Annotated in this window: 18 protein-coding genes; 7 read left to right on the plus strand and 11 right to left on the minus strand. The window is 73.9% G+C overall.

Annotation, left to right across the window (positions count from 1 at the left end):
- Positions 1-20: 20 nt before the first annotated feature.
- The 4 genes from OHA98_RS24435 to OHA98_RS24450 all read right to left on the minus strand — a co-directional run bounded on the left by OHA98_RS24435 (position 21) and on the right by OHA98_RS24450 (position 4388).
- A complete protein-coding gene (locus OHA98_RS24435) occupies positions 21-1745 on the minus strand; it encodes a PHP domain-containing protein (RefSeq protein ID WP_266928885.1) in 1725 nt (574 codons plus the stop codon).
- A gap of 199 nt (positions 1746-1944) precedes the next feature.
- Positions 1945-3051 (minus strand): NADH:flavin oxidoreductase/NADH oxidase, encoded by a 1107-nt coding sequence (locus OHA98_RS24440; protein ID WP_266928886.1) that lies wholly within the window; start codon positions 3049-3051, stop codon positions 1945-1947.
- Positions 3052-3165: 114 nt separating this feature from the next.
- Positions 3166-3570: a hypothetical protein gene (locus OHA98_RS24445; RefSeq protein WP_266928887.1), complete on the minus strand. Its 405-nt coding sequence runs from the start codon at positions 3568-3570 to the stop codon at positions 3166-3168.
- Between the two features lie 101 nt (positions 3571-3671).
- The gene (locus OHA98_RS24450; protein WP_266928888.1) at positions 3672-4388 is read right to left on the minus strand and encodes a cupin domain-containing protein; all 717 of its coding nucleotides are present in this window, start codon (positions 4386-4388) and stop codon (positions 3672-3674) included.
- Positions 4389-4664: 276 nt separating this feature from the next.
- Between OHA98_RS24450 and OHA98_RS24455 the strand changes: the two genes are divergently transcribed.
- The 4 genes from OHA98_RS24455 (at position 4665) to OHA98_RS24470 (ending at position 8723) form a co-directional block, all read left to right on the plus strand.
- The gene (locus OHA98_RS24455) at positions 4665-5750 is read left to right on the plus strand and encodes an exo-alpha-sialidase (RefSeq protein WP_266928889.1); all 1086 of its coding nucleotides are present in this window, start codon (positions 4665-4667) and stop codon (positions 5748-5750) included.
- Positions 5751-5795: 45 nt separating this feature from the next.
- The gene (locus OHA98_RS24460; protein ID WP_266928890.1) at positions 5796-6473 is read left to right on the plus strand and encodes a uracil-DNA glycosylase; all 678 of its coding nucleotides are present in this window, start codon (positions 5796-5798) and stop codon (positions 6471-6473) included.
- Between the two features lie 95 nt (positions 6474-6568).
- Positions 6569-7633, plus strand: a complete 1065-nt coding sequence (locus OHA98_RS24465) for a BadF/BadG/BcrA/BcrD ATPase family protein (protein ID WP_266928891.1) — start codon at positions 6569-6571, stop codon at positions 7631-7633.
- 166 nt (positions 7634-7799) lie between these two features.
- Positions 7800-8723, plus strand: coding sequence for a sirohydrochlorin chelatase (locus tag OHA98_RS24470; protein WP_266928892.1), 924 nt, complete (start codon positions 7800-7802; stop codon positions 8721-8723).
- Positions 8724-8861: 138 nt separating this feature from the next.
- Here OHA98_RS24470 and OHA98_RS24475 read toward each other — a convergent pair whose 3' ends face one another.
- Positions 8862-9929, minus strand: coding sequence for a lactonase family protein (locus OHA98_RS24475; protein WP_266928893.1), 1068 nt, complete (start codon positions 9927-9929; stop codon positions 8862-8864).
- 221 nt (positions 9930-10150) lie between these two features.
- A complete protein-coding gene (locus OHA98_RS24480; protein WP_266930890.1) occupies positions 10151-11653 on the minus strand; it encodes an FUSC family protein in 1503 nt (500 codons plus the stop codon).
- A gap of 228 nt (positions 11654-11881) precedes the next feature.
- Here OHA98_RS24480 and OHA98_RS24485 point away from each other — a divergent pair, with 228 nt between their 5' ends.
- Together OHA98_RS24485 and OHA98_RS24490 are read left to right on the plus strand one after the other, a co-directional pair.
- Positions 11882-12364, plus strand: coding sequence for an Lrp/AsnC family transcriptional regulator (locus OHA98_RS24485; protein WP_266928894.1), 483 nt, complete (start codon positions 11882-11884; stop codon positions 12362-12364).
- A gap of 291 nt (positions 12365-12655) precedes the next feature.
- Positions 12656-14020, plus strand: a complete 1365-nt coding sequence (locus tag OHA98_RS24490) for a serine/threonine-protein kinase (RefSeq protein ID WP_266928895.1) — start codon at positions 12656-12658, stop codon at positions 14018-14020.
- A gap of 36 nt (positions 14021-14056) precedes the next feature.
- On the opposite strand, the gene OHA98_RS24495 is transcribed toward OHA98_RS24490, so the two are convergent.
- The 3 genes from OHA98_RS24495 to OHA98_RS24505 form a co-directional block, all read right to left on the minus strand.
- Entirely contained in the window at positions 14057-14449 is a 393-nt protein-coding gene (locus OHA98_RS24495; RefSeq protein WP_266928896.1) for a VOC family protein, read from the minus strand.
- Positions 14446-14748, minus strand: coding sequence for a helix-turn-helix transcriptional regulator (locus tag OHA98_RS24500; protein ID WP_266928897.1), 303 nt, complete (start codon positions 14746-14748; stop codon positions 14446-14448). The genes OHA98_RS24495 and OHA98_RS24500 overlap by 4 nt, the downstream gene beginning before the upstream one ends.
- A 175-nt stretch (positions 14749-14923) precedes the next feature.
- Positions 14924-15841 (minus strand): glycoside hydrolase family 16 protein, encoded by a 918-nt coding sequence (locus OHA98_RS24505; RefSeq protein WP_266928898.1) that lies wholly within the window; start codon positions 15839-15841, stop codon positions 14924-14926.
- 278 nt (positions 15842-16119) lie between these two features.
- On the opposite strand from OHA98_RS24505, the gene OHA98_RS24510 reads away from it, so the two are divergent.
- Complete coding sequence (locus OHA98_RS24510) at positions 16120-16680, plus strand: DNA polymerase ligase N-terminal domain-containing protein (protein ID WP_266928899.1); 561 nt, start codon at positions 16120-16122, stop codon at positions 16678-16680.
- Positions 16681-16901: 221 nt separating this feature from the next.
- Here the strand turns inward: OHA98_RS24510 and OHA98_RS24515 are convergent, their stop codons facing one another.
- Entirely contained in the window at positions 16902-21749 is a 4848-nt protein-coding gene (locus tag OHA98_RS24515; RefSeq protein ID WP_266928900.1) for a HEAT repeat domain-containing protein, read from the minus strand.
- The gene (locus tag OHA98_RS24520; RefSeq protein ID WP_266928901.1) at positions 21746-22195 is read right to left on the minus strand and encodes a MerR family transcriptional regulator; all 450 of its coding nucleotides are present in this window, start codon (positions 22193-22195) and stop codon (positions 21746-21748) included. The genes OHA98_RS24515 and OHA98_RS24520 overlap by 4 nt, the downstream gene beginning before the upstream one ends.
- Between the last annotated feature and the right edge of the window lie 6 nt (positions 22196-22201).

Here is a 22201-nt window from a genome sequence, read left to right on the forward strand (position 1 = left end):
CCGGCGGGCCCTGACCGGGGTCATCGCCCGGACACGTCCACGAAGACCGGGTTGGTGTAGAACCAGGTGTCCAGCCACGGGTTGCCCTGTCCGGGCTCGTGCGGGAGCGGGCCGTGCGGGTCGACGGACCTGCCGAGCGGTCCCGTCCCGTGGCGCTTGCCGTCGCTGCCGCGCAGCCGCAGGTAGAACGGCTCGTCGGCGCGTCCGACGGGGATGCGCAGTGTGTACGTTCCACGGCGCCCGGAGACGTCCGTCGTATGGGCGACCCGGGTGTCGGGGGCCCGCCACGCGTCGCGGTCGGCGGCCGGACCGGTGACGGCGCCGCGGATGACATCGACATGGGTGAGCTTCGGGAGCAGGCCGTGCGGGTTGCGGCGGGATGCCGTGGTCACCGTGACGTCCAGCGTGAGCTTCTCGCCGCGCCGGGCGCGCAGCCGGCCGCCGAGGGTGACGCCACGGCCGTGTTCGCCGCGCAGCCGGACATCGACGGCGTCCAGGAGATGACCGTGGTCGACCCAGACCCGGCCGGCCCGGAGCCCCGCCATCACGTCGCGGTAGCCGTACCGGGTGACGCCCACATGCGTACGGCTGAACTGGCCGGGCCAGAAGTCGCCCCCGGGCTGCGGCTCGGTGGTGTTGTACGGGTCCGGGAGGCGGCCGGTGCTGTCGAACGTCGCGCCGGGCGGCCAGGCGCCGTTGACCCAGGTGTCCTGGGCGACGCGGTGGACATCGGAGTTGGAGGTGATGGTGAAGAGCTTGCCCTCGGCCAGCATCGCGTCCCAGAGTCCGCCGACCGTCGCCGTCGCCCAGTCGAAGCCGCCGTGGGTGACGTAGGCCTCGCGCGGGTAGCCCGGCCAGGAGTCGGCGGACGGCTGGTTGGTGTACTCGCCGCGGACGTTGGCCGGCGGGTGCCAGCCGGGGATCGCTCCGGCCTGCGCACCGGGTGCGCCTTCCATCCCGATCATGATTCCGGGCGCCGCGTCGCGCCAGCCGCGCAGTTCGTGCGGGGAGTCGATGCCGAGCCGCATCGGGTGGTTGGCCAGGACGAGTACGTCGTCGACGTAGCCGGTACGGCGCTGTTCGGCGAGCCACTGGAGGGCCTTGACCGCGTGTGCCTCGTTGCGGGGCGTGTCGGGGTGCGTCGGCCCGCCGGCCGTGTAGCCGAGCAGCTTTCCGTCGTACGCCGCCTCGAAGCGGGTGAGCAGGTCGACCTCGTGCCGTCCGGGCGGGGAGAAGACGGTGCAGTGTTCGGCACCGGGGATGTACCACTCCAGACCCTGGAAGATCAGCATGCGCTTGTTCCGCGCCCGGGCCTTCAGGATCTCGCGGTGTTCCTGCTGTGCGCCGAACTCGGCGTGCCCGATGTTGCTGTGCTCGGTGAAGACCATCCAGTCGAGCCCGAACCTCCGCCCGGCGGTGGCCAGCTGGGAGAAGGTGTACTTGGCGTCGTGGCTGTAGACGGAGTGGTTGTGATGGTCACCGACCAGGTAGGCCAGTTCCGGATCACTGCCACCGTGGCCATGGCCGTGGCCGTTCCCGTGCCCCCCGTCATGCCCCCCGCCGTGGCCGCCGCCGTGACCGCCGCCCCGGCCCGATGCCTGGGCCGGTGACGCCAGCGACGCGGCGGCGAAAGCGGCGCTGAACAGGCCCGCGCGGCGCAGTATCCCCCGGCGGCTGAGCCCTTGGGCGTCGAGCGATTCGGCGGGGACGTTCGGGTCGGCCCATTCGGGCAGGGGCTGGCGCATGACGACGTGCTCTCCTCTGTACGGAAAGGGCCGGCACGGCGGGATCGTCGCATCGATGTGCGTACGCATCCATGACGGGCAGCCCCCGGGGCTGCCGCCGGCCCCTCGTCACAGAGTGGCGTGACACCGGAAACCGCGGGTGAACCATGCACCAAGGTGGGGCGATGCCCATATGTCCGGCTGGATACCCACATCGCCCTCAGGCCGCGCGGCCGTACTGCGGGGGCACGGACACCTCACCGCCCAGTTCGCGTGCGGCGCTGCGGGCGAAGTAGGGGTTGCGGAGCAGTTCCCGGCCGAGCAGCACGGCGTCCGCCCGGCCCTCGGCGAGGATCTTCTCGGCCTGGAGCGGTTCGGTGATCAGGCCGACCGCGGCGACGGGCAGTCCCGCCTCGGTGCGTACCCGCTCGGCGAACGGCACCTGGAAACCGGGGGCCGCCGGGATGTGCGCCCCCGGGGCGAGCCCGCCGGTCGAGACGTCCAGCAGGTCGACGCCGTGCGCCCGCAGCTCGCGGGCGAAGCGGACGGTGTCGTCGGCGGTCCAGCCGTCCCGTTCGTCGTCCTCGTTCTCGGTCAGCCAGTCGGTGGCGGAGATCCGGAAGAACAGCGGGAGTTCCTCGGGCCACACCTCACGCACCGCGTCCACGACCTCCAGGGCGAAGCGGGTGCGGTTCTCGAAGGAACCGCCGTAGGCATCGGTGCGGCGGTTGCTGTGCGGGGAGAGGAACTCGCCGATCAGATAGCCGTGCGCACCGTGGATCTCCGCGACCTGGAAGCCCGCGGCCAGCGCCCGCCGCGCGGCGTCGGCGAACTCGGAGACCACGGCCTGGATCCGGCCGGTGGTCAGCTCCTCCGGGACCGGGTGGCCCTCGTCGAACGGCAGCGGGCTGGGCCCCAGCGGCCGCCACCCCTCGCCACTCGGCGCGTCGGCCCCGATCGGGCCGCCGCCGCGCCACGGGCGGTCGGTCGAGCCCTTGCGGCCGGCGTGGGCGAGCTGAATACCGGCCACCGTGCCCTGCCCGGCCAGGAAGTCGGTGATGCGGCGCAGCGCCGTCACCTGCCGGTCGTTCCAGATGCCGAGGTCCGCCGGACTGATCCGGCCCTCCGGACTGACCGCGGTGGCCTCCACCAGGATCAGGCCGGTGCCGCCCGCCGCGCGGGCGGCGTAGTGGGAGAAGTGCCAGTCGTGCGCGACGCCCGCCGCCGGCCCGGACGCCGCCGCGCTGTACTGGCACATGGGAGCCATCCAGACGCGGTTGGGAATGGTCAGCGACCGCAGGACGCAGGGCTCGAAAAGGGCGCTCACGCCGGACTCCGTTTCACCGGGAAGGACCGAATGGAGGCGCGGGTGACAGAGCCCGCGACTAGTACGAGAATGATCGTACTACGACACTCATCGAATTACGAAGACTCTCGTACTTCACCGGCCCTCGGTCCGCCGACGCCTCAGGGCGATATCGGCGTCGGCGTCGTAGCCCTGGGTCCAGCTGCGCCCGGCGCCCGATGTCCAGGTGACCTGGACGGTGCTCCCGTCGGCCTTGACGCTCACCACCGTCATCGCCCGGTCACCGTCCCGCACATCGCCGCGGAGCAGTTCACGCGCCTTGACCGTGACGGGCCGCGCCGACCGCGCGTCCTCCGCCTCCCCGGCCGCCCGGACGAGTGCCGCCGCCAGCGCTCGGGCCGCCTCCGGGGCGCAGGTCCAGTCGGACCGGCCCGCCGGGAACCCGATCCGGACGGCGACCAGCGACGGGCCGCCGGCCGCACCGGCGATCACCTCCACCGGTACCTCCCGTCCGTCCGCGTCCATGATCTCGACACCCATCGCCGCCGCCCCTCATCTCCTCGCCGCGGACCGGCCCGTCCGGGACCAGCCTCATATCCGGAATTGGAGCACACGTCCGACACGGGCCACCGTCCCGGCGGTCAGCCCGGGTAGACGTCCAGTCGGCCGCACATACCGAACCTGCCGCGCGCGGAAGGCTGTTCGGCGTGCAGGCAGGCATCCGCGAGATGGCCGCCGTCACCCCGGGCCAGCGCGTCGAGCTGCTCACCGGTCGCCTCGGACGCGGCGGCGGCCCCCCGCTGCCAGCGCTCGCGCCAGTCGTCGGCCCGGGGACGTACGAGCGCGGCGGCGGCACGGTGGAACGCGGCCAGCGGCTCGGGGTCGCCCGCCCCGGCCGCGCGGCGCAGCGCGAGGAAGCCCTCGATGGCGAGGTCACGGCGCGTGCGGGCGGCGCGCTCCTGCTCCGCCTCGGTGCCGTCCGCGGGGAGCGTGACGGCCGCACGATAGAGGTCCGGGTCGGCGAGGAAGCGCGGCGGCAGGGTGAGAACGGCGTCACCGGCTTCGGGAAGCCCGCTGTTCTGCATCAGGACGACGATGCGCAGACCGTCCTCGTTGACGAGCCGGTGGACGGTGCCGGGGGTGAACCAGACGAGGGCTCCGGGTTCCAGCGGCGTCCGCCGGAACCCGGAGGCGGTGAGCGTCTGCACGGAGCCGCTGCCCCCGACCACGACGTAGCCCTCCGAACAGGTGAGGTGGATGTGCGGGGTGCCACCGCGCAAGCCGTCCTCGGTGGGCCAGTCGTAGACGCTCAGATGCGAGACGGCGACGGCGCCGGGCAGTCCTTCGAAGGTCACCACGGGTACTCCTGGGTTCGGGCGCCCGGCCCACCACGACCGCGTGCGCAAGCGCTTTCTATCGGCAGCTGCACGCTAGGTCGACCGCCGGACACGGGTCAAGGGCCGGCCGTCCCCGGTCCCGCCCGGACCGTCGCCGCCCCGGCCCGTCACCCCTCTCCGGGTGTCACCGCCGTCGCCACGCCGGGCCGCACGGACCCGCTTCGCGCGAGCCACTGCCGGCGGTCGGGTGCAAACTGGCCGGTATCCGGCACAACGGCGTTTCGGGAGGTCGTGGTCATGACCGAGGTACTGCTCACGGTAGGCACCCGCAAGGGACTCTTCATCGGCCGCAGGCGCGGCGGGACCTGGGAGTTCGGCGATCCGCACTTCCACGCCCAGGCGATCTACTCGGTCGGCGTCGACACCCGCGGGCCGTCTCCCCGGATCCTGGTCGGCGGCGACAGTTCGCACTGGGGCCCGTCCGTGTTCCACTCCGACGACCTCGGCGCCACCTGGGTCGAGCCCCGGCGGCCCGCGGTCAAGTTCCCCACGTTCACCGGGGCGTCCCTGGAGCGGGTGTGGCAGTTGCAGCCGGCCGGCCCCGAGGCTCCCGGCGTGGTCTACGCGGGGACCGAGCCGGCGGCGTTGTTCCGGTCCGAGGACCGCGGCGAGAGCTTCGCGCTCGTCCGTCCGCTGTGGGAGCACCCGACCCGCTCGAAGTGGGTGCCCGGCGGTGGCGGCGAAGGGCTGCACACCATCCTGACCGACCCGCGGGACCCGCGGGCGGTGACCGTCGCGGTCTCCACCGCCGGGGTGTTCCGGACCAAGGACGGCGGGGAGAGCTGGGCCCCGTCCAACAAGGGCGTCTCGGCGGTCTTCCTGCCCGACCCGGACCCGGAATTCGGCCAGTGCGTCCACAAGGTCACCCGGGACGCCGCCGATCCCGACCGGCTCTACCTCCAGAACCACTGGGGCGTGTTCCGCAGCGACGACTCCGGGGACCACTGGACCGACATCGGCGGGGGACTGCCGTCCGACTTCGGTTTCGCCGCCGCCGCGCACCCGCACCGCGGCGAGACGGCGTACATCTTCCCGATCAACGCCGATGCCGACCGTGTCCCCGCCGAGCACCGCTGCCGGGTCTTCCGCACGAGCGACGCGGGACGGACCTGGGAACCGCTGTCGACGGGCCTGCCCGAGGGGGCGCACTACGGCACGGTGCTGCGCGACGCGCTCTGCACGGACGACGCGGAGCCCGCCGGCGTCTACTTCGGCAATCGCAACGGCGAGTTGTACGCGAGCGCGGACGACGGGGACAGCTGGCGGCAGCTCGCGTCCCATCTGCCCGATGTGCTGTGCGTACGGGCGGTGGTGCTCGCCTGACCGGCAGTTGATCGGAGTGGTCGTATCACCAGTAGAGTGCGGCTCGTGGCAGCACGACCGTTGAAAGAAATCGTAGAGCCGGGGTGGGCGCAGGCCCTCGAACCCGTGGCCGACCGCATCGCCGCGATGGGCGACTTCCTCCGCACCGAGATCGCCGCGGGGCGCACCTACCTGCCCGCCGGGGCACATGTACTGCGGGCGTTCCAGCAGCCGTTCGACGAGGTGCGGGTCCTCGTCGTCGGTCAGGACCCGTATCCGACCCCGGGTCATGCGATCGGGCTGAGTTTCGCCGTGGCACCCGAGGTCCGTCCGTTGCCCGGCAGCCTGGAGAACATCTTCCGGGAGCTGCACGCGGACCTGGGCCTTCCGCGGCCGTCCAACGGCGATCTCACACCCTGGACCGAACAGGGGGTGCTGTTGCTCAACAGGGCGTTGACGACGGCGCCACGACGGCCGGCCGCGCATCGCGGCAAGGGCTGGGAAGAGGTCACCGAGCAGGCCATCCGGGCGCTGGTGGCACGTGGCACGCCGCTGGTGTCGGTCCTGTGGGGGCGTGACGCCCGCAATCTGCGGCCCCAGTTGGGCAATTTCCCGGCCATCGAGTCCTCGCACCCCTCCCCCATGTCGGCGGACCGCGGGTTCTTCGGCTCACGCCCCTTCAGCCGGGTCAACGAACTGCTGGAGCGCCAGGGCGCGCAGCCGGTCGACTGGCGGCTGCCGTGACGGACGCGCCGTCGCGCGGCACGGCAGCCGGCACGGATACGGCAACGGCGTCCGGGACTTCGGGAGCGCCGGCCGTCGGCCCGTACGTCCTCGGTGTGGACTCGGGTGGATCCGGGCTGCGCGTGGCGCTCGGGACGCCCGGCTCACCGGGCCCGCTCGCAACCCTCGTCTGCGCCGAGCCGGTGCGGACGGGGCCGGCGGGCATCGACGCCGCCCATCTGCTGGAACAACTGCTGCCCGCCGTACGGACGCTGCTGGAGCGGCCGGAGGCCGGACAGGGCGCCGGGCGGAGCGCCGGCCCGGCCCCCGGGGGAGCCCGGGAGCGGATCGCCGCCGTGGCCGTCGGGGCTGCCGGGATGGCGACGCTCGGCGATCAGCTGCGCGCGGAGCTGCCCGCGGCGCTCGCGGAGGCGCTGGGCGTGCGCCGGCTGGCCCTGGCGGCCGACGCGGTGACCGCGTACGCGGGCGCTGTGGGCCAGCGGCCGGGAGCGGTCGTCGCCGGCGGAACGGGCCTGATCGCGCTCGGCACGGACCTGACGACCTGGCGCAGGGCCGATGGCTGGGGACATCTTCTGGGTGACACCGGCGGCGGCGCGTGGATCGGCCGTGCCGGTCTCGACGCGGCGATGCGCGCCCATGACGGACGACGCGGGGGGTCCGCCGCGCTGCTCGCCCGGCTCACCGCCGTGTTCGGCCCTGCGACGGGACTGCCGGGTCTGCTCTACCCGCGGACCGACCGCCCCGCGCTGCTCGCGTCGTTCGCCCCCGAGGTGGCGGCGTGCGCCGGTGATGACCCGGTCGCCGCGGACATCCTGCGCCGGGCCGCCGGCCATATCGCCGAGGCGGCGGCCGCGGTGTGCCCCGGGGCGGCTTCCGGCGGAGGCCCCGACGACGGGCCCGGCTGCGAAGTGGCCCTGACCGGGGGCCTGTTCCGGATGGGCGACGCCCTTCTCGTACCACTGCGCGAGGAGCTGGCCCGGCAGGTGCCACAGGCTCTCGTGGTCCCCGCGTCGGGTGATCCGCTGGACGGTGCGCTGGGGATCGCGCGGGCGCTGGCGGAAGGCGGTCTGCGACTGCCGCTCCATCCGACGCTGCTGTGCGTACCGGGGTCCGCGCCCCCGCTCGTACGGGATTCCCCGCCCGTGGCGGAGCGCCCCTGACGCCCCCGCGCACACCGGCGCCCGGCGGCGCGCCGCTGTCCGAAACCGGACCGACAGAGCAGGGCAGTTGCCCGGTACATCACTCATCAGACATAAGCGGACAGATAACGCCTGACTGGACCCTCCCCGAACAGAGGAGCATCCAAAACCAGTAGCATGCGGCGCCATGAGCACCCCCACTGGGCCCGCTTCCGGCCTGCCTGTACGAATGCCGCGACCTCGCCAGTCCGGACGGCACCGCCGCCCGGAGCCCGTGGTCGCGCCCGAGGGCGCTGCCGCGCTCGTTCTCGCCGTTCCCGGTACCCCCTCCTCGGCCACGCGCAGTCTGGCCGAAGAGGTGATCAGCATCGCCCGTTCCGAGCTTCCCGGTCTCAACGCGCAGATCGGCTACCTCGACGGCGACGACGCCGAGTACCCCACCTTGACCACCGTTCTCACCCACGCCGCCGCCGAGCGCGTCGCGCGCTACGAGCAGGCCAGGGCCGTGGGCCGCGAGGTCGCCGAGCCCTCGGGCCCGCCCGCCGTCGTGGTGCCGCTGCTCGCGGGGCCGGACAGCGCCCTGATCCGGCGCATACGGCAGGCGGTCATGGACAGCGGTACCCCGGTCGAGCTGACCGATGTGCTGGGCCCGCACCCGCTGCTCGCCGAGGCGCTGCACGTACGGCTTTCGGAGGCCGGGCTGGCGCGCGCCGACCGCGCGAGGCTGTTCACCGTGGCGACCGCCGCCGACGGCATCGTGCTGGCCACGGTGGGCGGCGACGAGGCCGTGCGGGCGGCCGGAATCACCGGAATGCTCCTCGCCGCCCGCCTCGCGGTGCCGGTGATGGCCGCCGCCCTCGACGTGGAGGGTTCGGTGGCGTCGGTCGCGGAGCAGCTGCAGAGTTCCGGTTCGGCGCAGCTCGCGCTGGCGCCGTACCTGGTGGGCCCCGAGGTCGACCCGGGCCTGCTGGACGCGGCGGCGAAGGAGGCCGGCTGCGCGGTCGCCGCGCCGCTGGGCGCGTACCCGGCGATCGGCAAGCTCGTGCTGTCGCTGTACGCCACGACGCTGGGGATCACTCCTGCCACGCCGCAGGGCGCGCCGGCGCACTGATCCGGCCATCTCCGGGCTTCTCCGGGGCTTCTCCGGGCGAGGAAAGCGGTGGGGCGCGGACCGGATGACCGGTCCGCGCCCCGCCGCTCGTACCGCGCCCCGGCCCCGGCCCGGGGTGCGAGGGGTACGGGTGCCGGATCAGGCGAAGACGACGCAGGAGGCCGCAGGGGCCTCGATGGAGCCCGCGAACCGCGGGACTCCGGTCTCCGCGTCCACGCCGAACCAGCTCACGTCCCCGGAGTGCTCGTTGGCCGCGTACAGCCACTGGCCCGTGGGGTCGAGGGTGAGATCGCGCGGCCAGCGGCCACCGCAGCTCACGGTCGCGGCCAGGGCCGCGCTCCCGCCCGTCTCGTCGAGGGTCACGACCGAGATGCTGTCGTGCCCGCGGTTGGCGGTCCACAGGAACCGTCCGTCGTGCGAGACCACCACTTCGGACGGGTAGGTACGCACCGTGTCGTCCGAGGACGGACGCTCGGGCAGGACCGCGATCTCACCGGCCGGTTCGAGGACCCCGGCGGCCGCGTCCCAGCGGCACACCGTGACGGTCGGCTCCAGCTCGTTGAGCACATAGGCGTGGGCGCCCCCGGGGTGGAAGGCCATATGACGCGGCCCGGTGCCCGGCCGCAGCGCCGTCTCACCGTGCAGGCTCAGGGCCCCGGTCCCGGGATCCAGGGCGCAGACGCGTACGGAGTCGGTGCCGAGGTCCACACTGAGCACCCACGCGCCCGAGGGGTCGGCGAGCACCTGGTGGGCGTGCGGGGCCGTCTGACGGCGGGCGTCCGGACCGCTGCCCTCGTGCTGGAGCACAAAGGCCGCCTCCCCGAGCGACCCGTCGGCCCGCACCGGCAGCGCGGTGACACTGCCCGAGCCGTAGTTGGCGGTGACCAGGTGACCGCCGGCGAGCGCGAGGTGGGTGGGAGCCTCACCGTTCACCGCCCGGATCCCGCCGAGAAGCCGCGGTACGCCGCCGCTGATGTCCAGGGCGGCAGCCGTGCCCCGGGTCGTCTCACCGACCGCGTACAGGGCGGTACCGCCCGGCCCCGGGCCCAGCCCGACGGCGAGGAACGACGGGTCCGGCACGACGTCCGTGGACCCGAGAACGCTGAGTGCGCCGGTGTCGCGGTCCACGGCGACGGCGGTGATGCCCGGCCCGCCGTTCGAGGTGAACGACCCTATGAATGCCCGCCCGGCGCTGTCGCCGCCCATCGCGCTACCCCTTTTCACCGTTCGTCGCGATCTTCACGGCCGACGGTAGCAGGCAGCGCCCGGCCCCGGTCCGGACCAATCCGGTGCCGAACCGAGGGACGCCGGCTCTCCGGCCCACGCCACCGCTCCCGTACCCCGTTCGCGCTCGCGGTCAGAGGTTGGTCAGGGGCAAGAGGCAGCGGACAGGAGCAGTGGCAGTGGCAGTGGGAGTGGGAGCAGGGTCAGGCGGGGACGAGCGGCGCCCGGGGTGAGCTGCGCAGCGGTGCGGCGAGATCCGCCAGCGCACTCTCCAGCGCGTGCAGATGTACGAGCGCGGCCTCGGCCCCCGGGTGGTGGTGCGGCGCCTGGAGGGGTACGGCCGACCGGTCCGTGCGGGGCTGTCCGGACGGCGCCAGGGCCAGCACGGCGGCCTCCACCCGGTGGCAGGCGGCGGTGAGGCGCGCGTCGTGGGAGGCGTCCGGGTCGGCGGCCACGGAAGCGAGGCCGCGCACCTCGCGGGCGCACGCGTCGAGCAGGTCCAGGACCTGGCGGGCGCGGACCTTGCGGGCGCGCAGGGGGCTGAGGGGGTGGACGAGCGGGGCGAGGGAGAGCCTGGCCCGGCCCAGCAGCAGCTCCAGTTCGGCGGCGAGCGGTGCCGGGTCGGCGTGCTGGTCACCGGCCAGCCGCATCGCCGCCGCACCGGTGCAGCGGTGCACGCAGTTCAGGGCCCGCTGTATCCAGGCCTCGGTGGTGGCATGCGTGGTGACGGGCAGGATCAGCGCGACCCCGAGGGCCGCACCGAGTGCCCCGGCGGCGGTCTCCTCGAAGCGGAGCCACAGCAGCCCGGGGTTCAGGACACCGAGGAGTCCGTAGAGCAGTCCGGCCATGACGGTGACGAAGAAGGTCATCCAGCTGTACGAGGGGGCCGCCGTGTAGAAGATCCCGAAGACGCAGACGGCGACGAGGGCGGTGGTGGGCGCGGGTGCCCCGTGCAGCGGTACGGCGACGAGCAGCCCGACGCCGATGCCCGCGACGGTCCCGATGACCCGGCGGAAGCCCCGGACCAGCGTCTCGCCGCGCGAGGCGGTGTTGACGAAGATCCACCAGGCGGTGCCGACCGCCCAGTACCAGCGGTCCGGGGAGAGCAGCAGCCCCACCACGAGCGCGATCCCGCAGGCCGCGGTGGCCTGGAGGGCCTGCCGGGTGGTGGGCCTGGCGAGGCCGCGCCCGGTGAGAGGCGCGGGCTGGGCGGGCGGCGGGGTGCGGCGCTCGACGCACCAGAGGCCGAACCGGACCGCGCAGGAAGCCGCGACGGCCAGCGCCACCGCTCCGTACAGCTCGGGCAGCTGGCCCGGGACGGCGTGCAGGAACTGGGTGCTGAAGAACATCATGAAGCCGAAGATGCCCAGGGCGTGGCCGCGTGGGCCCCAGCGGCGCGCGTACACCCCGGCGAAGACGACGGCCAGCCAGCAGCCGGCCCGCAGCAGGGGCTGCCCGTGCAGGGTGCTCGCCAGGGCGAGGACCGGGAAGCCGGCCACGGGCAGCAGCAGGGTGGTGACCGCCTGCCCGCGGACGGTGGGGTCACCGACCGTGAACAGCGCCAGGAGTGCGGCGAGACCTCCGGTGATGGAGGCGGTGAGGGACAGGCCGGCCAGTTCGGCCGCGGCCACGGCCAGGCCGATGCCGAGCACGGCGCGCAGGGAGACCCGCAGTCGCACAAGCCCCGGATCCGGGGCCACGAACATCCTCTTCACGACGGTCGGACCGCCCCCTTCGCCTGGTGAACACCCTCTTGTGCATGGCAAAGGCGCCGCGGAACCGGAAGCGGCTTCGTCGCCGTCCGGCGCTGCGCGGCGCCATCTATCGGCAAAGGAAAGCACTTGTCGGGACAGTGGCCCAAATCGACCGGTTAGCACTGTGCCATTGGTACAGTCAGGACTGGTATCGATCAACCAGGAAGAAGCCAACGGACCATGGCAGTGGACGCCCTCGACACCCGCATCCTGCGGCTGCTCATCGAGCAGCCACGTACCAGCGTGCGTGAGTACGCGCGCGTCCTCGGGGTGGCCCGCGGCACTCTGCAGGCCCGGCTCGACCGGCTGGAACGGGACGGAGTGATCACGGGCACCGGCCCGGCCCTCTCCCCGGCGGCGCTCGGCCACCCGGTCCTGGCCTTCGTCCATCTGGAGGTCACCCAGGGGCATCTGGACGATGTGGGGGACGCGCTCGCCGCCGTCCCCGAGATCATCGAAGCGTTCTCCACCACCGGGGGCGGGGATCTGCTGACCCGGGTCGTGGCCCGGGACAACGGGCACCTGGAGGATGTGATCCAGCAGCTGATCCAGCTGCCCGGGGTGGTCCGGACACGGACCGATGTGGCGCTGCGCGAGCGGGTGGCGCACCGGGTGCTGCCGCTGGTGGAAGCGGTGGGGCGGGCGGCCGCGACCGCCGGCTGACCGGAGGTCGCGGACCGCCGGCACCGCCCGGTCCGGGGCCGCACCGTCCACGATCTGCCGATCCGTCATCTCCCGGCCACGCCTGAGGACGGCCGGAGCGGCCGACGGGGCATTCGCGGTCCTACGGACCGATATCCTGACCGGGTCGCGCGTCCCACCCCTGTCCCGCTCCCGAAGAGTGCGAAGAGGGGCGGGTCCCACGACAGTCGGAGCGGGCCACAATTCGAGATTGGTGTACAGGTGCTGGTAGCTGGTCGGTACCGGTTGGTATCCCCCATCGGTCGTGGCGGCATGGGCGAGGTATGGCGTGCCACGGACGAGGTGCTGGGCCGGGCCGTGGCCGTGAAGCTGCTGCTGGGAGACCACGCGGACGCCTCGTCGACGGCCCGCTTCCGCATGGAGGCGCAGACCGCCGCCCGGCTGAGCCACCCTCACCTGGTCGCCGTGTTCGACTTCGGCGCGTGGGAGGACCGCTTCTATCTGGTGATGGAGCTGGTCGAGGGCCGGAGCCTGAGCGACGTACTCGCCACACAGGAGACCGTCCATCCAGAGCAGGTGGCCCTGATCGCGGGTCAGGCAGCCGCGGGGCTGGCCGCCGCACACCGTCAGGGCATCGTCCACCGGGACATCAAGCCCGGCAACCTGATGCTGGACGCGGAGGGGTCGGTGAAGATCGGCGACTTCGGGATAGCCCAGTTCGTCGACGACCCCTCCACCGCGTTGACGACGGCCGGTCACATCGTGGGCACCAGCCTCTACTTGGCGCCGGAACGCGCGCTGGGCCGCACGGCCGACTCCGCCTCCGACATGTACTCCCTCGGCTGCGTCATCTACCAACTCCTGCTGGGGCAGCCGCCGTTCCGCTCCGACACCGCGACCGCGACGCTCTACCAGCACGTCGACACGGCGCCGGTGCCGCTCAGACAGCGGGGCGTGGACATCTCCGCCGCGTTCGACTCGTTCCTGCTGGGGCTGCTCGCGAAGCAGCCCGAGGACCGGCCTAGCGCCCAGCAGGTCTCCGACTGGTTCCGCACCGACGCCTGGCGCGGCCGCCCGGAGCCCCTGCCGATGCAGACACCGCTCGCCCCGCGGGCGTCCCGGCCCGCCCCGGCCGCGCCGCCGCGGGCGGCTCCGGTCACCCCGGCCGCCCCTGCGGGCCCCGGGACGTACCGGCTCCCGCAGCCCACGGGCAGAAGACGCAGCACCTCGAACAGAGCCGCTCCCGCCCGTCGGCGCAGCGCGCGTGAGGCGATCAAGCGGCGTCCCCGGGTGGCGAGCGCCATCGCGGGAACGGCGACGTTCCTGGCCGCGGTGTATCTGGGGATGATCCTGTTCTCACCGGACTCCAGCTCGGCCGGCACACCTGACTCCGGGCCCGCTTCCGGCCCGGCCCCGACGGCGGGCACCGACGCACCGGCACGGGGCGACGCGGACGGCGACCGCTCCACCGGGAGCGGTCCGGCGCAGAACCAGCAGAGCCAGCAGAACCAGCCTCCGCAGAACCAGGCCCCGCAGGACGCGTCGGCCGGGGGCGGCGAACAGCCGCAGGACGGCGGGCAGCAGCAGGACGGCGGGCAGCAGGGCCAGGGCCACGGGAAGCGGCAGGGCGACCGGGACAACGGGCACGACGGGGACGAGGAGGACCAGGAGGACTGAAGCTCGGCGCGCGCCGCACGGCGTACGGCCGGCCGCCTACCGCGGCTGTGTCGCGATCTGGATCAGGTTGCCGCAGGTGTCGTCCAGGACGGCGGTGGTGACGGGGCCCATCTCCAGGGGCTCCTGAGTGAAGCGGACGCCGAGGCCGCTCAGCCGCTCGTACTCCGCCCGTACGTCGTCGACGGCGAACTGGGCGAGCGGGATGCCGTCCTCGACGAGTGCGTCGCGGTAGGTCCTGGCCGCCGGGTGGCCCGCGGGCTCCAGCAGAAGTTCGGTACCGCCGGGCTCCTCGGGCGAGACGACGGTCAGCCACCGGTCCTTCTCCCCCAGCGGGACGTCGTGCTTCTTCACGAAGCCGAGGATCTCGGTGTAGAAGCGCAGGGCCTCGGCCTGGTCGTCGACGAAGACGCTGGTCAGGTGGATCTTCATGGGGTGCTCTTCTCCGGTCCGGATGTGTCGGGCACGGGCCAGCGCTCGGCGATCTGCCGCAGCGGGGCAGTGTTCAGGTCATGGAATTTGCAGCGGCCCTCCCGCCTGGTCCCGACGAGACCGGCGGCCTCCAGTACGGCGAGGTGCTGGGAGACGCCCTGGCGCGAGATCCCGAGCCGATGCTTCATGCTCAGGCGCGCGCAGATCTCGAACAGCGTCTGTCCCGACTTCTCCGCGAGCTCGTCCAGGATGGTGCGGCGGGTGGGGTCGGCCAGGGCTTTGAATATGTCGTCGGCCACGACCCCAGAATAGGCAAACGTTCACTTGCCTATCAAGTCGGGAGACACCGCACCCCGCACCGGCCCGCTGGCAGCGCACGCGCCGGGAGCACCGGAGACGCCGGGAACACTGTGGACGCCGGGGACGCCGTTCGGGCGGCGGCAGGGACCGGCCGGCCGGCCGCCCGAACGCGCCTCAGCCGGTGGTGACGCGGACGTAGTCGATGACGAGTCGCTGCGGGAACGCGGTGCTCCCGTCGGGGTCGCCGGGCCAGTAGCCGCCGACCGCGAGATTGAGGATCAGGAAGAACGGCTTGTTGAACACCCACTGCTTTCCGCCGAGGTCGGCCGGAGTGCGCCGCTGGTACACCGTGCCGTCGACGGACCAGGTCACGGAGTCCGGGGCCCAGTCGACGGCGAAGGTGTGGAAGTCGTCGGCGAAGGCGGCCCCGCCCGGGAGCGTGTAGCCGGCGCCGATGCCGCCCGAGCCGGAGTAGCCGGGGCCGTGCAGGGTGCCGTGGACCGTGCCCGGTTCGAAGCCGACGTTCTCCATGACGTCGATCTCACCGCTGTTGGGCCAGCCGACACTGCCGATGTCGTCGCCGAGCATCCAGAACGCGGGCCACATGCCCTGACCGCGCGGCACCTTCATCCTGGCCTCGACATGGCCGTACGCCGTGGTGAACCTGCCGGAGGTGTTGAGCCGGGCCGAGGTGTACTGACAGGTGCCGTACCAGCACTGGTAGTTGGCGGGATTCTCCTTGCGGGCCGTGATGACGAGATTGCCCTGACCGTCGAGGGCGGCGTTGTCGTTGCCCGCGGTGTAGAACTGCCGCTCGTGGTTGTTGACGTTGTCCCCGGTCTCGATCTGCCACCTGCCGCCGTCCACGGCGGACCCGGCCGGGCCGTCGAAGTCGTCGGAGAAGGTGACCGCCGAAGGCGCCGCAGCCGCGTGGGGGACGGCTGGGTGACCTGCGGGTCCGGGGGCGGGGGCGGCTCCGGCGGGCAGGGCCGTCACCAGCGCGGAAGCACAGAGCAGGGAGAGCGCGTACAGCGTGGTGCGGCGGCGCCCGGAGGCGGACCGCACGGCGTGGCGCGAGAGGTGCACAGTCATCACATCACTTTTGTGTGGGGGTATGCGCATGACAGACACACGCCGAGAGGTGAACGATCTGAGGGATCACCTCGGGCGCACTTTTCACTACTTGTTTTAAAGGAGCCCTCGAAGGAGCGTCAATGGCCTGGTCCAGACCGGAACGGGAACGGAATACGCCCCTGGCATGTGCGCCTGAACCCGGTGCCTCGTCGGCCTTTCCGGCTACCGTCCGTCGTGCGGTCCACGGCCCGCGGCGGCACAGTGGAAGAAGGCAGCACGGGCGGAGGGAGCACGGCGTGGACGGCGACGGCACACTTCGGCCCCACTTCGTGGTGCAGATCCACGACGCACGGCGCATGCACTTCGACTTCCGGCTGGAGGTCGGCGGCGTGCTGAAGTCGTGGGCGGTTCCCCGGGGCCCTTCCGAGAACCCGAGCGACCGGCGGCTGGCCGTTCCGACGGAGGATCACCCGCTGGAGTACCGCGAGTTCGAAGGGGTCATCCCGCGGGGCGAGTCCGGCAGCGGCACCGTGATCGTGTGGGACCAGGGCACGTACCGCCCGCTCAGCCACGACCGGCAGGGCGCCTCCGTACCGTTCGAGGAGTCGCTGGCCCTCGGTCACGCCACGTTCTGGCTGTACGGCGCCAAACTGCACGGCGAGTTCGCCCTCACCCGGTTCCGGGTGGGCGACGAGCCGGACGCGGCGGGCCAGGAGGCATGGCTCCTGATCAAGGCCAACGACCGGCTGGCCGTGCGCGACAGACCCGGCTCGCCCGACCCGTACCATGCCCGGTCGGCGCGCACCGGGCGGACGCTGCACCAGGTCGCCGCCGCCGCGCGGGGGCATGACAGCTGAAGCGTTCACCCGGACGCGGAAGGGCACGGCCGAGGAGAGGCGCGGTGCGCGGGGCCCGGTGCGCGGTGCGCGGGGCCCGGTGCGCGGGGCCCGGTGCGCGGGGCCCGGTGCGCGGGGCCCGGTGCGCGGGGCCCGGTGCGCGGGGCCCGGTGCGCGGGGCCCGGTGCGCGGGGCCCGGTGCGCGGGGCCCGGTGCGCGGTGCGGTGGATCGCACGGAGCGTCTACGCGTCGTCGGCGCTCATGAGCTGTGCCAGGACGTCCGTGTAGCGGGACCGCCGGTCGGGGCGTGCGTGGGCGGCGGCCCGCCGGAGCGCGGGGACGGCTGCGGCTCCGAAGCGGCCGATGGCCTCGACTGCCGCGCCCCGGACGGTGGGCTGCGCGTGGCCGAGCAGTCCGGTCAGCGCGGGGATCGCCGGTTCCCAGCCCGCGTGGGCGAGTGTCCGGATGGCCATGCGCACCACATCGGGCTGGGGGTCGTCGAGCAGGAACATCGTCTGCCGCGCATGGGTGGAACGGTCCAGCAGAGCGCGCGAGGTCCGGTGGGCGTGCAGACGTACACCGGCCTTCGGGTGGCGCAGCAAGTCGTCGATCAGACCGCTGAGCTCCTGCTCCCGGTCGTCGTACGGCACAGGCCGCCCCTGGCCCACCGGCCGTCGGCCGTACCGCTCGGCGAGCAGTGTGAGGGCCCGGCGTATCTCCTCGGGGGTACCGCCGCGGGCCCGGTCGAGCAGGTCCCGCAGCGCGGGAGCGGCCCCGGCTCCCTCCGTCGCCACGGGGGCCGCGGAGCGCAGGGCTTCGAGCGCGGCGGCGTCCTGCCCCGCGGCTTCGGGCCCGCGCAGGGGTCCTTCGACGAGGAGGAGCCGGTCGGCCAGGGCGTCGCGGCCTTCCGTACGCAGATGTCGCCGGGCCCGGACCAGGGCGGGGGTACGCAGCAACGGCTGTCCGGACAGCAGTTCCAGGATGCCCGGGGATCCCGCGTCGACGCGCGCGCCGAGGAGCTGCGCCAGTACGTCGCCGGGCACTCTGCTCAGTACGTTCCCGGCCTCCGCGCGGAGGCCGGGCGGCCCGCTCTCCCACCACTCCACCACCAGCGGGACGAGCGGTGGCAGGTCCCAGGGGTCCAGCCACCCGGCCATGCGGAGCACCCGGTCCGGGCGGACCCCGTCGCCGCGCAGCTCCGCCTCGCCGACCGTGGCGAATGTGCGGGCGAGCCGGGCTCCGCCGGTCTCTTCGTCCACCCGGCCGCGCAGGAACGCGCGGAGCACGGCGCGGGCGGTCCCGGGCTCGGGCCATGCCCGCAGGGCCTTCGCCGCGGCGTTGCGCCGGTCCGGATCGGGGGCGTCCAGCATGGTCAGCAACCGGTCGCGCAGGGCGGCCGAGCGCGGCTGGTCGAGATCGTCGGAATGTACGGTCCTGGCGGCGGCCGGAGGCGTGGCCGCCGCCGGGCCCGCCGCTGCCCCCACCGTCCCGGCGCTCCCGGACGTCTCGGACGTCTCGGCGATCGTCCAGGCCGGTGCGTCGAGGGGCTGAAGCAGCTGCATCCAGTCGACGAGGCGGTCGCGCACCGTGGGGTCGGCGTCCGGGTGGGCGACGATCAGCGCGTCGAGGCGATCCCTGGAGTCCGGGGCGGGGAGGGCGGTGCGGCGGAACTCCTCAAAGGCCCGGGGCGTGCGTACGGCGGCGCTCAACGCGGCCTGCCACGCGGACAGTTCACCGGACTCGGCCCGATCGTCGGAGGCCGCCCGACCGGCGGGGGCAGCGGCACGCTCCGGCACACCGAATGCCTCACGCAGCACCGCGGGCCCGGCCCTCCAGGGGTCGGCTCCGAGGTGGGCGGCGGCGAGCGCCCGGTCCAGATCGGCCCGGACCAGCACGGCACCGCACTGCCGGAGCAGGCCCAGAACCGCCGTGCCGCCACCCGCTCCGACGGGCAGCGCGCGTACCGACTCCACGACGGCGAACCGCTCGACATCCGACAACCGCGGCGCCACGGCGGCCAGAGGGGCCATGAGTTCCCCGGCGAACTCCTCCGCCGCCGTCCCCGTCCCCGGCCTCCCGCCCGCGACCTCGTCGAGCACGGTGATCAGCACCCCGCCGAACCGGGCGAACGCGGCCACTTCGCCGGACGTCCACGGGCCGGGGCAGAGCCGGAGCACACAGCGCAGCAGCCGCAGCCGGGCGTCGGCGGAACGCGCGCGGGCGGTCAGCCCGAGCCAGTCCTCCAGCAGGGGCCGCAGCTTCCGCAGCTCCGCCAGGCGGTGCGCGTCCGGTGGTTCGGGCCGCGCTGCGATACGGAGGGCGGCCGAGGCGTTCCATCCCCCGGTCAGCAGGACGGCGACCTCGGAGTCGGCCCCGTCGCCCGGCCCGGAAGCGCGCGCGGCGGGGGCCCCGGGGGTGCGCGCGGCGGGCGGCGTGACGCCGTGCCTCGACATGGGCTCCGCCAGTTCCCCGGCGGAGCCCGATGCGAGACGGACGCCGCCCGAGGACACCAGGCCGAGCAACGCCGGAACGACCGCCGACACCTGGGCGTCCAGGGCCAGGACCGCTCGCCCGGTGAGTACGCCGTCGAGGCCCGCCAGCAGGAGTCCGCGGGCGCGCCGGTCCTCGCACTGTTCGGCGGCGGCGAGCAGGGTGGCCGCGTAGGCGTCCCCCAGGATCGTGCGCAGCGCCTCGACGAGTGCGGTACGCAGGCCCGGGTTGTCGTGCCTGCCCAGCCAGTGGAGCAGCCGGGGCACGGCCGCCGGTCCGCCCGCGCGGACCAGGACGGAGGCGGCGGTCTTCTTGATGTTCATGTTCGGGTGGTCGAGACAGGCGGCGACCGGAACGACCGCCCAGCGCGCCCGTGCGTGCCCGAGGGCCAGCAGCGCCTGGCGGACGGTCCGGATGTCCCCGGACCTGGTCAGCACGGTCAGCGTCGCCGACAGAGCCTGTGCGTCGTCCCCGTGGGCATCGCGTGCCAGCAGCGCGATCACGTGCTTGCGTACGTCCGGGTCCCGGCTGCGCAGCAAGGGGTGCACACGTGGCCGGACATTCACCACGTCCGGCACCCGGAGCAGCGATCTCAGCAGAACCGCCTGCTCGGCGCCGGAGAGCGCGGGGCGGTCCAGCAGCTCCAGTGCCATCGTGGCGACGAGGCAGTGGCCCGCCGCCCGCTCGTCCACCGCGTCGAGCAGACAGACGGGCCGGATGCGCTGCCGCCGGTGGAGGCGGCACCCCAGGGCGTGCACCGCGTCCAGGACCTCCTGCGGCACCTCGGGTTCGCCGGGCGGACGGGCCGCGTCCCGGCCGGACGGGCCGGAGCCCTCGGCCGGGGGTGACGCGAGGTCGCGCACGATGCGCAGGAGCAGATCGGCGATGACGGGCAGGGTTCCGGTTCCCGCGCCGCCGTGGTCCGCCAGCCGGCACAGCGCCGCCACGGGATCGTCCGGGGCCGGACGGGAGCGCAGGAGGGCCAGTTCCGCCTCGTCGGGCCCTCCCAGGTCGGCCGCGATGCGGCCGGGCAGGTCGGTGGGGTCGAGCCGTACGAGGATGCGCTCGCGTTCCTCCGGTTCGCGGCTCAGATGCCACAGGATCTCCAGGGCCCGGTTCCGGACGCCCCGCAGCGACGGCACGATGGTGCCCGCCTCCCCACTCGTGACGGTGACCTCGTCGCCGTCGCCTCCCCCGGCGGGGGGCAGGCCCAGGCCTTCGGCGAGCACCCGGACGGTACGGCTGCCGCCGATGGCCTCCAGTACGCCGAGAGCCGCCAGGGGCGCGGTGGGCAGGAGAGCGATCACCGCCTCCTCGGCTCCCGCGTGGCGCAGCGTACGAATCGCGTCGAGAAAGGGTCCGGGCGCGGGAGCCGCCTGGAGCCGTCCGGTGATGGTCTCCCCGATCGGCAGTTCCGGTGCCCCCTGACCGGCCAGGGCGACGAGGAGGTCGAGCCGGCGGGGCCAGTCCGGGTCTCCGTCCGGCGCGTCGGCCAGGGCCTCGTACATCGCCCGGCGGCAGGTGTAGAGCACCGTGGCGACAGCACGCGCCGGTATCGAATGGTCGGTCAGGGCCAGCCCGACGAGGGGCCGGACATCCCGTTCCGCCGGGAAGTGCCCGCGCCGGTGCAGCCCGCGCAGACAGGTGAGCACCGGCCCGGCGAGCAGCAGGGGATCCTGCGCGGCCACCTCCAGGAGCCCGCTGATGTCCTCGCGTTCCGCGGACGCGCCCAGGAGTTCCAGGGCACGTCCGCGCAGGACGGGCGGCAGATCCGGGTCCTCGGTCACCTGTCGCAGGAGGCCGCCGTGTCCGTGCCGGGCCGCGGTGGTGAGCGCGGCCGCCGCGGCCTCGGGCCTTCCGGTGGCGGCATCCGCGGTGAGGAACGGAGCCAGGAGCGAGCGCTCCAGCGGCAGCATCGCCGCCCAGGGCTCGGCGAGTTCGTTCAGTGCGCCCACCGCTACCCCGGCGTCGGCCGCGTCGAGCAGCGGGACCAGCCGGGCGCGTACGGTCGCGGGAGCGAGCAGCCCGGTGTGCAGCCCCTGCCGGGCCAGCCGCAGGGCCTCCGCCTGGAGCACCGGGTTCCGGCTGCTGACCAGCTCGGCCACGAGGTGCGCGGGCCTGTGGGCGGCCATGAGGTCGCCGGCGCGCACGGCCTGGTACAGCAGCTCTCCGGGAGTGCCGTCGCGGATGACGGCGGGGTCGGTGAGAAGCTCGGCCCGGAGCCAGGCGACCCGCGCCCGCACCGGCAGACCCGCGCTCCGCCAGTCCGGCCGGCGATCCCGGGGCAACCGCGGCCCGAGGTGCGCGCACAGTCCGGCCAGGACGAGCGCCTCCTCCGGGGAACCGGACAGGACCCGGGGCAACAGCGCCACCAGGCCGTCCCGTTCGACCGCTCCGGGATCCCCCGCACCGGGCGGGGATGCCGCCACCCGCTCCGCGAGCAGCGTGAGCCCCAGATACCGCACCCGGGCGTTGTCGTGCCGGACGAGGCGTCCGAGGACGTCGGGCCCGCGGCCTCCCGCTTCGAGGAGACGGGCCAGCCGGGCGGCGTCGGCCCGGCGCAGGGCGTCCAGGATCTGTTCGTCCGGAGGTGTCGTCACGACCGGATACTAGGCGGGGCGGTCACGGCTCCACCAACGGGATTCTCCCGGTCCGGGGCGTCCGCGGAAGGTACGGCGACCCGGGCCGCCAGCCGCTCACGCAGCAGCGTCAGCCGGGCGATCTCCGCGTCGATGGCGGCGAGCCGTCGCGCCGCGACTCCCGCGCTTCCGCCGCCTTCCCCCACGTCCGCGGGAACGCCGCACCGCTGTGGCAAGGGGGCGTCCAGCAGCGTTTCGAGATGGCCGGCACAGCCGCGTACGTCCTCGACCGTCAGCCCGAGGGCCAGCAGTTCCCGGACGACTCCGATCCTGGCGATGTCGCGCGCACCGTACTCGCGCTGGCCCGTGGCGGTGCGCGGAGGAGGAGGGAGCAGACCCCGTTCCTCGTAGAACCGGAGGGCCCTCGGCGTGGTCCCCGCCGCTGCCGCCGCGTCACCGATCCGCATCCGCCA

Origin of the sequence: Streptomyces sp. NBC_00654, from assembly GCF_026341775.1 — a bacterium.
Classification (GTDB): Bacteria; Actinomycetota; Actinomycetes; order Streptomycetales; family Streptomycetaceae; genus Streptomyces.